The organism is Microbacterium sp. (assembly GCF_011620665.1).
Taxonomy (GTDB): Bacteria; Actinomycetota; Actinomycetes; order Actinomycetales; family Microbacteriaceae; genus Microbacterium.
In genome coordinates, this window is the sequence record NZ_WOYQ01000056.1 from 1 (window position 1) to 12,875 (window position 12,875).

At 68.6% G+C, this 12,875-nt stretch carries 13 protein-coding genes; 11 read left to right on the forward strand and 2 right to left on the reverse strand.

The window, feature by feature from the left end:
- Nucleotides 1-119: 119 nt before the first annotated feature.
- On the reverse strand, nt 120-1,652 hold the full coding sequence (locus QZV81_RS07500; RefSeq protein ID WP_292835139.1) for an amino acid permease: 1,533 nt from the start codon (nt 1,650-1,652) through the stop codon (nt 120-122).
- 168 nt (nt 1,653-1,820) lie between these two features.
- On the opposite strand from QZV81_RS07500, the gene QZV81_RS07505 reads away from it, so the two are divergent.
- From QZV81_RS07505 to QZV81_RS07550, 10 genes are all read left to right on the forward strand, one after another.
- Nucleotides 1,821-3,176: a glutamine synthetase family protein gene (locus QZV81_RS07505; protein WP_292835142.1), complete on the forward strand. Its 1,356-nt coding sequence runs from the start codon at nt 1,821-1,823 to the stop codon at nt 3,174-3,176.
- Nucleotides 3,157-3,939: a gamma-glutamyl-gamma-aminobutyrate hydrolase family protein gene (locus QZV81_RS07510; protein ID WP_292835145.1), complete on the forward strand. Its 783-nt coding sequence runs from the start codon at nt 3,157-3,159 to the stop codon at nt 3,937-3,939. Before QZV81_RS07505 ends, QZV81_RS07510 begins: the two co-directional genes overlap by 20 nt.
- Nucleotides 3,936-5,300 carry an aldehyde dehydrogenase family protein gene (locus QZV81_RS07515; protein ID WP_292835148.1) on the forward strand — a complete coding sequence of 455 codons (1,365 nt, stop codon included), beginning with the start codon at nt 3,936-3,938 and terminating at the stop codon, nt 5,298-5,300. Before QZV81_RS07510 ends, QZV81_RS07515 begins: the two co-directional genes overlap by 4 nt.
- 19 nt (nt 5,301-5,319) lie before the next feature.
- On the forward strand, nt 5,320-6,093 hold the full coding sequence (locus tag QZV81_RS07520; protein ID WP_292835151.1) for a 3-oxoacyl-ACP reductase: 774 nt from the start codon (nt 5,320-5,322) through the stop codon (nt 6,091-6,093).
- A gap of 7 nt (nt 6,094-6,100) precedes the next feature.
- Complete coding sequence (locus tag QZV81_RS07525; protein ID WP_292835154.1) at nt 6,101-6,817, forward strand: GntR family transcriptional regulator; 717 nt, start codon at nt 6,101-6,103, stop codon at nt 6,815-6,817.
- Between the two features lie 200 nt (nt 6,818-7,017).
- Complete coding sequence (gene rpmB, locus QZV81_RS07530) at nt 7,018-7,254, forward strand: 50S ribosomal protein L28 (RefSeq protein ID WP_292835157.1); 237 nt, start codon at nt 7,018-7,020, stop codon at nt 7,252-7,254.
- A complete protein-coding gene (gene rpmG, locus QZV81_RS07535; protein WP_005051772.1) occupies nt 7,254-7,424 on the forward strand; it encodes a 50S ribosomal protein L33 in 171 nt (56 codons plus the stop codon). Before rpmB ends, rpmG begins: the two co-directional genes overlap by 1 nt.
- A 4-nt stretch (nt 7,425-7,428) precedes the next feature.
- A complete protein-coding gene (rpsN, locus tag QZV81_RS07540; protein WP_292835160.1) occupies nt 7,429-7,734 on the forward strand; it encodes a 30S ribosomal protein S14 in 306 nt (101 codons plus the stop codon).
- 254 nt (nt 7,735-7,988) lie between these two features.
- Nucleotides 7,989-8,267 carry an HU family DNA-binding protein gene (locus tag QZV81_RS07545; protein ID WP_203190217.1) on the forward strand — a complete coding sequence of 93 codons (279 nt, stop codon included), beginning with the start codon at nt 7,989-7,991 and terminating at the stop codon, nt 8,265-8,267.
- 60 nt (nt 8,268-8,327) lie between these two features.
- A complete protein-coding gene (locus QZV81_RS07550) occupies nt 8,328-10,304 on the forward strand; it encodes a bifunctional copper resistance protein CopD/cytochrome c oxidase assembly protein (protein WP_292835166.1) in 1,977 nt (658 codons plus the stop codon).
- A 2-nt stretch (nt 10,305-10,306) separates the two neighbouring features.
- Here QZV81_RS07550 and QZV81_RS07555 read toward each other — a convergent pair whose 3' ends face one another.
- Complete coding sequence (locus QZV81_RS07555; RefSeq protein ID WP_292835169.1) at nt 10,307-11,401, reverse strand: hypothetical protein; 1,095 nt, start codon at nt 11,399-11,401, stop codon at nt 10,307-10,309.
- Nucleotides 11,402-11,444: 43 nt separating this feature from the next.
- Between QZV81_RS07555 and QZV81_RS07560 the strand changes: the two genes are divergently transcribed.
- Entirely contained in the window at nt 11,445-12,824 is a 1,380-nt protein-coding gene (locus QZV81_RS07560; protein WP_292835172.1) for a DEAD/DEAH box helicase, read from the forward strand.
- Nucleotides 12,825-12,875: the final 51 nt, after the last annotated feature.

The window sequence follows — 12,875 nt, forward strand, 5'->3', positions numbered from 1 at the left end:
TCGACATCTCGTGGTGCCAGACACCGTCGCGCGGATGATCGCCGAGATGCGTTCCCATCTCCTGTGAAGAATTGCCATGACGCAGAAGTGGTGGGATGGGCTGAGGAATTCCATTACGGCTAGGGCTTCTCGTCGAAGACTTCACCCTCCATCGCGTCGTACCCCTCGACCTGCGGGTCGCCGTGCTGGCCGCCCGAGAGGGCGTACTCCTCTTCGGGCGAGAGCACGAGGCGGTGGCGGAAGAACAGCGCGAAGCCGAGGAGGATCACGACGTACACGACGGCGATCGCGATGATCGCCGGCCTGGCCGGCTCGTTGATGAAGAAGCCGAAGAAGATCAGCACCGAGATTGCGCCCGCGATCACCGCTCCGGGCATGCCCCACGGGCTGCGGTACGGGCGGTGCGCGTTCGGGAACTTGCGGCGCAGGATCACGTACGAGACCATCTGCAGCGCGTAGGCGATCACCGCACCCCAGATCGCGATATTGAGCACGATCGCCCCCGCGACCCCGGTGGCGCCGCCGAGGGCGTCGACCAGGACGAGCGCGGCGAAGCCGATCACAGCGCCGACCACGAGCGCGACCCACGGCGTCTGGCGTTTGCCCGTGAGGGAGAGGAACTTGGGGTAATACCCGGCGCGCGACAGCGAGTACATGTTGCGTCCGTATGCGAACATGATGCCCTGCAGTGACGCGAGCAATCCGATGAGGGCGAAGAGGGCGAGCACGGCGGCGAGCTGGTCGCCCACGATCGCGCGGAAGCCGTCCAGCAGCGGCTCGCCGGCCGCCCCGGTCGCCTCGGCACCGACGACGCCGGTGTTGAGGAACAGCACCAGCAGGCCGGTGACGATGAGGGTGGTGCGCGCGATGAAACCGGCCTTCGGGATGTCGCGCTCCGGGTTGTGCGACTCTTCGGCCGCGAGAGGCAGCTCTTCGATGCCGAGGAAGAACCACATCGCGAACGGCAGAGCGAACAGGATCGGCACGACGCCGTGCGGCAGGAACGCCGTCTGGCCCGGGTCGGGCGCGATGTCGAACAGCTTGTCCCAGCTGAACTGGCCCGACAGCAGCGCCATCGCCGAGAACACCAGGATGATCGCGATGGCGATGATCGAGACCACGATGGCGAACCTGAACGAGATCGCGGCCCCGGCGGCGTTGAGCGCGATGAAAGCGGCGTAGAGGATGATCCACCAGACCCAGGCGGGCATCGTGAATCCCAGCAGCTCACTCGTGATCGCGTCCGCGTACGAGGCGGAGAAGTAGACGATCACGGCCGTGGTCGCGACGTATTCGATCGTCTCGGCCAAGCCCGTGACCAGACCGCCCCAGGGTCCCATCGCCGATCGTGCGAACGAGTACGCGCCTCCGGTGTGCGGCATCGCGGCCGCCATCTCCCCGATCGAGAAGATCATGCCGTAGTACATGACCACCAGGATCACGAACGCGATGAGCATCCCGCCGAACCCGGCGTAGGCGATGCCGAAGTTCCAGCCCGAGAAGTCGCCCGAGATGACGGCGGCGACCGCGAGGCCCCAGAGGCCCCAGATGCCGGCGGACCGCTTCAACCCGCGCTTCTCGAAGTATTCCTTGCCGGCGCGCGTATAGGTTGCTCCCGCAACCTTCGCCGTGTGGTCGCTCGACTGAGACATCGGTCCTCCGTGCATTGGGGTGGGGCGCGTGGGCGCGTCATTGCGCATGATTGTGATGCCTATTGGTGGGCTGTGTCTACCTTTGCGCTCAACTTTCTGGCTAGAGTGGATGCCGAGCGCGGGCCGCGGGAGCCGCGCTTTCGGCACGTCGGACAGAGGGTGGGCAGCATGCCGGGAAACCTGAGCGCCACCGAGCTCGCCGTCGCGGTCGCCGCCGGCGAGATCGACACGGTGATCGTCGCCTTCGCCGATGCCCAGGGACGCCTGGTCGGCAAGCGGGTGTCGGCGCGCCTCTTCGAGGAGGAGATCCTGACGCACGGCGCCGAGGCCTGCAACTACCTGCTCTCGGTCGACGTCGACATGAACACGGTCGACGGCTACGCGATGTCGAGTTGGGAGAAGGGGTATGGCGACATGATGCTGATCCCCGATCCCGCGACGCTCCGCCGAGTGCCGTGGCAGCCCGGTTCCGCGCTTGTGATCGCCGACCTCGGGTGGGAGAACGGCGACCCGGTCGCGCAGTCGCCGCGCGACATCCTGAACCGTCAGCGCGTCCGCCTCGCCGACCGTGGGCTGACCGCCTACTCGGGCACCGAGCTCGAGTTCCTCGTCTTCGACGACACCTATCGGGATGCCTGGGCCCGGGGATACCGCGACCTCACGCCGTCGACCGACTACAACGTCGACTACGACCTGCTCGCGTCGGGTCGCCTCGAGCCGTTGCTGCGCGACATCCGTGTGTCCATGGACGCCGCGGGCATGTACTGCGAAGGCGTCAAGGGCGAATGCAACCTCGGCCAGCAGGAGATCGCCTTCCGTTACGCCGAGGTGCTCGAGACGGCCGACCAGCACGCGATCTACAAGAACGGCGCCAAGGCGATCGCCGACCGGCACGGCAAGGCCCTGACGTTCATGGCCAAGTTCAACGAGCGCGAGGGCAACAGCTGCCACATCCACCTCTCGGTCCGAGACGCCGACGGAACACCCGTGATGGCGGGCGACGGGGAGCGCGGGTTCAGTCCGTTCATGGAGCACTGGATCGCCGGGATCCTCGCCACCCTCCGAGAGTTCACACTGCTGTACGCCCCGACCATCAACTCGTACAAGCGCTACGCAAAGGGCTCGTTCGCCCCGACCGGGGTCGCGTGGGGCATCGACAACCGCACGTGCGCGCTCCGGGTGATCGGCCGCGGTCAGTCGCTCCGTGTCGAGAACCGGGTACCGGGCGGCGACGTGAACCCCTACCTGGGCATCGCCGCGATCATCGCCGGCGGACTGCACGGGGTCGAGGGCGAACTGCCTCTCCCTGCGCCGCTGACCGGCAATGCGTATACGTCGGGAGTCGACCACCTCCCCACGACCCTGCGCGAAGCCGCTCGGCTGTTCGAAGAGTCGACCATCGCGCGCGCCGCCTTCGGCGACGACATGGTCGAGCACTATCTGAACCAGGCGCGGATCGAGGTCGAGGCCTACGACGCTGCCGTGACGGATTGGGAGCGGGTGCGTGGCTTCGAACGACTCTGATGGCGCGCGGCGTCCGGTCATCGGGCTGACCACCTATCTCGAGCAGGCCAGGCAGGGCGTGTGGGATGTCCGCGCCGCCTTCCTCCCGCAGCAGTACTTCGACTCGGTCACCGCTTCGGGAGGGGCCGCGGTCCTGCTCCCGCCGCAGCCGCACGCGACGGATGCCGCCGCAGCCGTGCTCGATGGACTCGATGGACTCATCCTCACGGGAGGCCTTGACGTGCAGCCCGAGCTCTACGGGCAACCGAGGCACCCGCTCACCGACCCGGCCCGGCCGGACCGCGATGACTGGGAGCTCGCGCTCTACCGGGGAGCGGAGGAGCGCGGCATCCCCGTGCTCGCGATCTGCCGCGGGCTTCAGCTCGTGAACGTCGCACGCGGGGGCACGCTGCACCAGCACCTGCCTGAGGCGCTCGGCACCGAGCGGTATCGGATCGGCGGCGGAGTGTTCGCCGACAACGCGGTTCACGTCGACGGCGGCACCCGCCTCGCGGCCCTCATCGGAGCGGGGACGTTCGCGGTGCACAGCTATCACCACCAGGGCATCGACCAGCTCGGCAAGGGACTCCTCCCCGTCGCGACCGCTGACGACGGGCTCGTTCAGGCGTTCGAGTCGCCCGAGGGCGAGCCATACCTCGTCGCCGTCCAGTGGCACCCCGAGGAGAACAGTGACGACCGCCGGCTCTTCGAGGGACTGGTGGCCGAGGCGTCCGCGTATCGTCTCGCATCATCCGCCCGCCGACGGCACGAGGTCGAGGCATGAGCAGCGTGTTCACGCTGATCAACCCGGCGACGGGGCAGGCATTCGGCGAGGTGCCGCGTGCGAGCCTCGACGAGGTCGACGCCGCGATCGAGCGCGCGGTCGTCGCGCAGCGCACCTGGTCGGGGCTGCCCCCGCTCGCGCGCGCGGATGCGCTGCGCTCGTTCGCGCGGGTCGTCGAAGAGCACGTCGAGGATCTCGCCCAGCTCGAGGTGCGCAACTCGGGGCATCCGATCGGGTCGGCCCGCTGGGAGGCCTCGCACGTCGCCCAGGTGCTGAACTTCTACGCCGGAGCCCCCGAGCGGCTCTCGGGCCAGCAGATCCCGGTCGCGGGCGGGCTGAATGTGACATTTCACGAGCCCTACGGCGTCGTCGGGATCATCGTGCCGTGGAACTTCCCGATGACGATTGCGTCGTGGGGGGTCGCCCCGGCGCTCGCCGCCGGCAACGCCGTCGTGCTCAAGCCTGCCGAGCTCACGCCGCTCACCGCCATCCGCCTGGGTGAGCTCGCGCTCGAGGCCGGTCTTCCCGAAGGCCTCTTCACGGTCGTCACCGGGCAGGGCTCGGTTGTGGGTGAGCGGTTCGTCTCGCACCCCGCTGTGCGCAAGGTCGTCTTTACCGGCTCGACCGAGGTCGGCGTCGAGGTCGCCTCGGGGTGTGCGCGGGCGCTGAAGCCGGTGACGCTCGAACTGGGCGGCAAGAGCGCCAACATCGTCTTCGACGACGCCGATCTCGAGAAGGCGGCCGCAGCGGCCCCCGGGGCGGTGTTCGACAACGCCGGTCAGGACTGCTGCGCGCGCAGCCGCATCCTCGTTCAGCGTTCGGTCTACGACCGCTTCCTCGAACTTCTCGAGCCGGCCGTCGCCGCCTGGCGCGTCGGGGATCCCACACTGGAGACCACCGAGATGGGGCCGCTGATCTCGGCCGCACACCGCTCGAGCGTCGAAGGATTCCTCGACGGAGCCGACATCGCCTTTCGCGGCTCCGCCCCCGCAGGGGACGGCTTCTGGATGGCTCCCGCCGTCGTGCTGGCCCGGCCAGATGAGCGGATCGCGCAGGACGAGGTGTTCGGGCCGGTCGTTGCGGTGCTGCCGTTCGACGACGAGGAGGCGGCGATCCGGCTCGCGAACGACACCGTCTACGGGCTGGCCGGCTCGCTGTGGACCGAGAATCTCGGGCGTGCCGTGCGCGTCGCACGCGGAGTCAAGAGCGGGGTGCTCTCGGTGAACTCGCACGCTTCGGTGCGCTACTGGACGCCGTTCGGGGGAATGAAATCCTCGGGTCTCGGCCGCGAGCTCGGCCCCGATGCGGCCGAGCACTTCACGGAGACGAAGAACGTCTTCTTCGCGACGGATGCCTCGTGAACAACCGGAAGGGAACAGCATGGATCTCACTCAGCGCCTGAGGGATCGGGTGGCCGTCATCACGGGCGGCGCCTCGGGCATCGGCCTCGCGACGGCTCGGCGCTTCGCCGCCGAGGGAGCGATGGTCGTGATCGCCGACCTCGACGGATCGACCGGCTCCGCCGCGGCCGCCGAGGTGGGCGGAGTCTTCAGGGAGGTCGACGTGGCGGATCAGGAGTCTGTCGACCAGCTCTTCGACGGCGTCGCCGAAGAGTTCGGCAGACTCGACATCGCGTTCAACAACGCCGGAATCTCGCCCGTCGACGACGACTCGATCGAGACGACCGAGCTGCCCGCGTGGGATCGCGTGCAGGACGTCAACCTCAAGAGCGTGTACCTCTGCTCGCGCGCGGCGCTGCGCAGCATGGTGCCCGCGGGCCGCGGGTCGATCATCAACACGGCCTCGTTCGTGGCGCTCCTCGGCTCGGCGACCTCGCAGATCTCTTACACCGCGTCGAAGGGCGGCGTGCTGGCGATGACCCGGGAGCTCGGCGTACAGTTCGCTCGGCAGGGGATCAGGGTCAATGCGCTGTGTCCGGGTCCGGTGAACACGCCGCTGCTCCAGGAGCTCTTCGCGAAGGATCCGGAACGGGCCCAGCGACGACTCGTGCACGTTCCGGTCGGACGCTTCGCTGAGCCGGAGGAGATCGCCGCTGCTGTGGCGTTCCTCGCCTCGGACGACGCCTCGTTCATCACCGCGACCGCCTTCGTCGTCGACGGCGGCATCACCAACGCCTACGTGACGCCCCTCTAGCACACTCATGAGCGAGCATCCGCTGCGCGAGGTGCGCCGGGCCGTCTACCGGCCGGTGCGCGAGGGGAACGCCCTCGAAGACACCGTTGCGCGGCTCATGCAGACGATTCGCCTCGGCGTCGTCGCACCGGGAGAGTCGCTGCCGCCCGAGCGCGAGCTCGCCGCGCTCTATGCCGTCAGCCGTGACACCGTCCGCGAGGCGATCCGCGAGCTGGCCGACACCGGCTTCCTCGTGCGGCGTCGGGGGCGGTACGGCGGGACGTTCGTCGCCGACCCGCTCCCGCGTCCGGCTCCGGCCGGCGCCGTAGCTCAGGCCGCGCTCGACGACGTGCTCGGCCTGCGGCGGGTGCTCGAGGCCGGCGCCGCGCGGGCCGCGGCGGGACGGACCCTCGATTCGGCATCGCGCGCCGAACTCTGGTCGCGGCATGACGTCGCATGCACGGCGAGTGAGGGCGACTATCGCCGGGCCGACACGCTGCTGCACCTCACGATCGCCGAGGTCGCGGGCATCCCATCGGTCGTCGCACTCGTCGCCGAGAACCGATCCCGCGTGAATGAGTGGCTCGACACCTTCCCCCTGCTTCCGCGCAACATCGGCCACTCGAACGCGCAGCACGAGCGCATTGTCACGGCGATCCTCGCCGGCGGAGCGGATGCCGCTGAGGCGGCCATGCTCGAGCATCTGGCCGGATCCGAGGCTCTGCTGCGGGGCTTCGTCGGGTAGCGGCCCGCCCGGCCGGAACTTGGGATCCGTCAGGTCGCTCGCCCGGTCATGCTACGATGGGTCTTTGTCTGCGCGCACTCCAGCACGCAGTTCGCGCCCGCTCCCTCTCCACCAGCCGGAAACGGTCGGATGAGCCGCGGGTGCAGACAAGGGATCTTGGGTGGGGCCGTCCGGCCTCACGGTATTGAGGAGACATCACTATGGCAGCAGTGTGCCAGGTGACTGGAGCAATTCCCGGCTTCGGTCACAGCATTTCGCACTCGCACCGCCGGACGAAGCGACGCTTCGACCCGAACGTGCAGAAGAAGACCTATTACGTTCCTTCGCTGGGTCGCAAGATCACGCTGAACGTCTCGGCCAAGGGCATCAAGGTCATCGACGCCCGCGGCATCGAGTCGGTCGTGAAGGACCTCGTCGCGCGGGGCGTGAAGCTCTGATGGCGAAGAAGGCTCAGGACGTACGTCCCATCATCAAGCTGCGCTCGACGGCCGGCACCGGGTACACCTACGTGACGCGCAAGAACCGCCGCAACAACCCCGATCGCATCGTGCTCAAGAAGTACGATCCGGTCATCCGCAAGCACGTCGAATTCCGAGAGGAGCGCTGATCCCATGGCCAAGAAGAGCAAGATCGCGCGCAACGAGCAGCGCAAGGTGGTCGTCGACCGCTACGCGGCCAAGCGTGCGGAGCTGAAGAAGACCCTCGTCGACCTGAACGCGACCGACGAAGCGCGCGAGGCCGCGCGCGTCGGCCTGCAGAAGCTGCCGCGCAATGCGTCGCCCGTGCGGCTGCGCAACCGCGACGCCATCGACGGTCGCCCCCGTGGCCACCTCTCGAAGTTCGGCATCTCGCGTGTCCGCTTCCGCGACATGGCGCACCGGGGCGAACTGCCCGGCGTGACCAAGTCGAGCTGGTAGAACACCTCGTTCGCTGACGGCCCGGATCTCCTCGGAGGTCCGGGCCGTCAGCGGTTCGCGCGCAGCCACTCGAGACCGCATTGTCCGCATCAGGGGCTGACATCTGGTCGATATGGCGGACGACGGCCCAGGATCGGCGAATTTCCGCGGAGTTTGGGTATATTCGGGGACGGTCCCACCGACCAACCCGGGGGTCCGCCCCCGGTCCGAAGTAACGAAAAGCCGGCACGCGTTGCCGTCTGGAGGACAACCCCATGGCCATCACCAAGACCGAGCTCGTTGCCAGCATCGCCTCCGCGACAGGGCAGAGCCAGTCCACCGTTTCGGGCGTGCTGGACGCTCTCTTCTCCTCCGTCTCCGAGGCTGTGGCCAAGGGCGAGAAGGTCACGATCCCCGGCTGGATCGCGTTCGAGCGCGTCGAGACGTCCGCTCGCACGGGCCGCAACCCGCAGACCGGCGAGGAGATCAAGATCGCTGCCGGTCAGCGGGTGAAGGTGACCGCGGGCTCGAAGCTCAAAGCTGCGGTGAAGTAACTCGCCACCGAGGAGGGGATGTCGCACGGCATCCCCCTCCCGCGTGCGTAGGCTGGTCGAGTGAACTCCCGCGCGCTGCGTCCGGCTGGACCGGTGATCGTGGCGGTCGCGGCCGTGCTGGCTCTCGTCACGGCCCTTCTCTACGGCGGCGGCGCGGCGCCCCTGCTGATCGCCGACCCCGGTCCCGTGGTGCGGTGGGGCCTGCCGATGGCGACGCTCGCCGTGAACCTGTCGGCCGCCGGGATGCTGGGGTCCCTCGTCCTGGCCCTCTTCGCGTTGCGCCCGGGCACCGAGGGCTTCGACACGGCGCTGGATACCGCCTCGGTCTCGGCGGCCGTGTTCACCGTCGCGAGCGCCGCGACTGCGTTCCTGACGTTCGTCAATATCTTCAACGCCACCCCGAGCGCCGATGCCGAGTTCGGCCAGCAGCTGGGACGCTTCCTCGTGGATACGGAGCCGGGTCGCGCCTGGACGATCACAACGCTCGCCGGCGCGCTCCTGACGGTGCTGACGTTCGCGGTGAGGAGCTGGACCCCGACCGTCGTCGTCGCGGTGCTCGCGGCGGCGGCGCTGATTCCGATGGCGACGCAGGGGCACTCGGGTGACGAGTCCGGTCACACGACGGCGGTCACCGCTCTCGCCCTCCACCTCATCGCCGCGGCGGTCTGGCTCGGTGGCCTCCTGCTGCTGGTCATCGTCCGGCCGAGGCTCAGCCAGCGCGAGTTCGCAGACGTGCTGGAGCGCTACTCGAGCATTGCGCTGGCCGCATTCGTCGTTGTTTCGCTGTCCGGCGTCGCCCGGGCGGTCGTGGGGTTGCTCGCCTGGGAGAACGTGCTCTCGCCGTACGGCGCGATCCTCGCAGTGAAGGTCGTCGCTCTCCTCGGCATGGGTGGCCTCGGCGCCTGGTACCGCCGCCGAGTGATCGGCCGCATCCGCATCACCGGCCCCGGACGCGCCTTCTGGGGCCTGATCGCTCTGGAACTCGCCTTCATGGGCATCGCCAGTGGCGCCGCGGTGGCGCTCGCCCGCACGCCCCCGCCGATCGACACGAGCCTTCCCCCGGTGCCGACGCCCGCCGAGGTGCTGACCGGATCGACGCTGCCGCCGGAGCTCACGATGACGCAGTGGCTCACGGCAGTCGACGTCGACGTCCTGTGGGCCTTCGTGGTCGGCTTCGGCCTGTTCTTCTACCTCGTGGGCGTGTGGCGGATGCACCGACGCGGCGACAGGTGGCCGCTCTACCGGACGATCCTCTGGGTGTGCGGCATGCTGCTGCTTCTGTGGGTCACGTGCGGGCCGATCAACGCCTATCAGGACTACCTGTTCAGCATGCACATGATGGGGCACATGCTCTTGTCGATGGCGATCCCGATGATGCTCGTGGCCGGGGCCCCCGTGACCCTCGCCGCCCGAGCCATCAGGAAACGCGACGACGACACCCGGGGCGGACGCGAGTGGATCCTCTGGGCGGTGCACACGCCGTTTTCGCGCGTCGTCACGCATCCACTCTTCGCGGCGGCCATGTTCATCGGGTCCCTCTGGCTGTTCTACTACACCGACCTGTTCCGCTGGTCGCTCTACGATCACCTCGGTCACGAGTGGATGGTCGCGCATTTCCTGATCGCGGGATACCTCTTCGTCCAATCCCTCATCGGCATCGATCCGGTCCCCTACCGGCTGCCGTACCCGTTCCGCCTCCTGATCCTCATCGGGGTCATGGCGATGCACGCATTCTTCGGCATTGCGATCATGATGAGTTCCGGGCTGTTGGTCGCCGAGTGGTTCGGGTCGATGGGCCGCACGTGGGGCGCGACGCCCCTCGAGGATCAGTACATCGGCGGCGGCGTCGCCTGGTCGATCGGTGAGATCCCGACACTCATCCTCGCGATGACGGTCGCGATCCAGTGGAGCCGCAACGACGACCGCGCACAGCGACGCGACGACCGGCAGGCCGACCGCACCGGAGAGGCGGAGTTGGGCGAATACAACGCCCGTCTGCAGGCGCTCGCCGAACGAGATGCCCGCGCGGCGCGCTGAGGTCAGTCGGTTCCGGCGACGGCGATGGATGCCGAGCCGTCCGGCAGGATCGTGACCTGACCGGTGAGGAAGAACGGGACGTCCTCGTCGATCTGACGGATCGACCCGTCGAAGATCGACTGGATCCCGACCTGGATGTGCGCGGTCGCCTCGGTGCGCTCGATCATCCAGTCCGGCCCCGACGGCACGAGCGTCACGGTCGGCTGCTGCACCATCGTCCAGGCGGGCAGGTCCACGATGCGGTTGCGCACAGTGAGCCCGAAGGGACATCCGGTCGGCTGCAGCACCTGCTGCGCCGCGCACTCCGCGAGGAAGGCGTCCACCTCATTCTGCACGACCGATGTGAACTGAGCGGTCGGCTCGGTCTGCAGGTCCACCGGAATGTCGGCGGCGGGCGTGTCGGAGAGGACGGCGACGCCGGGACTGGTCGAGATCGCCGTATCGACCTCGATGGAGTAGAGCCCGGGAGAGAAGACGAGGAGGGCCACGGGCGCGAGCGGATCGGCATCCGCCCCATCCGGTGAGACCTGGCGTTTGTCGATCTCGAAGCCGTTCACCTGGAACTGCATCGCGCCGCGGACGGTGAGATCGATCACGGCGAGGGGGCTCTCCGCGAAGCGCCAGGCCGGGGCGACGCCGAACCACCCGTCCTGTCGCACGCGGAAGGTGCTGCGCCCTTCGTAGCCGCCGGCCGTGTACGCGACCGCCACGAGGGTCGAACCGTCGTCGTCGGCGACCTCGCTGACTCCGGTGGCGCTGCCGAGCGGCGCGAGGGCATCGCGACGCAGGAGCGCGTCGCTCGCCCTGGTCCACAGCGCCGCTTTGGAGAGTGTGGAGGAGTCGATCGCGACACCCGGCAGTGCCAGCGCATCGGCGGCCTGTCCGCTGCCGAGCAGCTCGAGGTAGTTCAGCACGAATGCCGTCGGACTGTACAAGTTCCGGTACATCAGGACGCCTGTCGCTCCGAATGCCCCGGTCAGGAGCACGCCGACGAGCGCGAGCGCGGTCAGATCGAACGCCAGGCCGCGACGGCGGCGGGATCGTGCGGGAGGGGGAATGGCGGCATCCGCCGGTTCGCGCTCCTCGATCCCGTCCATGGCGTCAGTCTAAGAAAGGCGCCTGATGATTAGCATGGTGAGGATGAGCGCCCCGTCTCTGTCCCCCGAGCAGGAAGCGCTGTTCCGCCTCATCGAGGACACGCGTGAGCACGTGTTCATCACCGGTCGCGCCGGCACCGGCAAATCGACGCTGCTGCAGCATCTCGCGTGGAACACCGACAAGCAGATCGCCGTGTGCGCGCCCACGGGCGTGGCGGCCTTGAACGTCGAGGGGCAGACGATCCATTCGCTGTTCCGGCTGCCCATCGGGCTCATCGCCGACAGCGAGCTGGAGCAGTCCGAGCCGACGCGCAAGATCCTCAATGCGATCGACACTCTGGTGATCGACGAGATCTCGATGGTCAACGCCGATGTCATGGATGGGATCGACCGCTCTCTGCGACAAGCGCGCAGGCGGCGATCGGAGCCGTTCGGCGGCGTGCAGGTCGTCATGTTCGGCGACCCCTACCAGCTCTCGCCGGTGCCGCCCCGGGGCGATGAACTGCGCTACATCCAGGACCGCTATCGGTCCTTCTGGTTCTTCGACGCACAGGTGTGGGCGGGTCCCTCGGCCGACGGCTCCGCCATCCGATCGGACGGGCTTCTCGACCTCGGCCGGGTGGGCGCGCCGCTGCAGATCCGCGAGCTGCGCGAGATCCACCGGCAAGCCGACGACGGGTTCAAGGCGATGCTCACGGCCGTGCGGCACGGCGTCGTCACAGCCGACATCGCGGCGGCCCTCAACGCGGCGGGTGCGCGCGTACCGCCGGAGCCGACGGACGACGAGCCGCCGATCATCACACTGGCGACGCGCAACGACATCGTGAATCGGATCAATCAGCGCCATCTCGACGCGCTGCCGGGACCCGTCCAGACCGCGCGCGCCGAGATCAGCGGGGATTTCGGGCGGGGGGATGCCGCCTACCCCGCAGACGCGGATCTCCAGCTCAAGGTCGGCGCGCAGGTCATGTTCCTGCGCAACGACATCACGGGCTACGGCGGCGATGGCCCGCGATGGGTGAACGGCTCGATCGGCACCGTGACGCGGATCGCGGGAACCACGGTGCGCGTTGAGATCGACGGCGAGGAGCACGATGTCGAGCCGGCCGTCTGGGAGAGGTTCCGCTACGCCTACGACCCCGGGTCGCGCAAGCTCACCCGAGACATCGTCGCGGAGTTCACGCAGTTTCCGCTGCGGCTGGCGTGGGCGGTGACGATCCACAAGTCCCAGGGGAAGACGTACGACCGCGCGATCGTCGACCTGGGCTCCGGCGCCTTCGCTCCCGGACAGACCTACGTCGCGCTGTCGCGCTTGACGAGTCTGGACGGCCTGTATCTCTCGCGCCCGCTGCGTCCCGCCGACATCCTGGTCGATGCGGACGTGCGCCGGTTCATGGCCGGCGTCCGCGCCGCCGCCGGCTAACTGTACTTCCCCCGCCCCCCGCCCGCCCCCCCGCGCCCCGCGCCTTCCGCG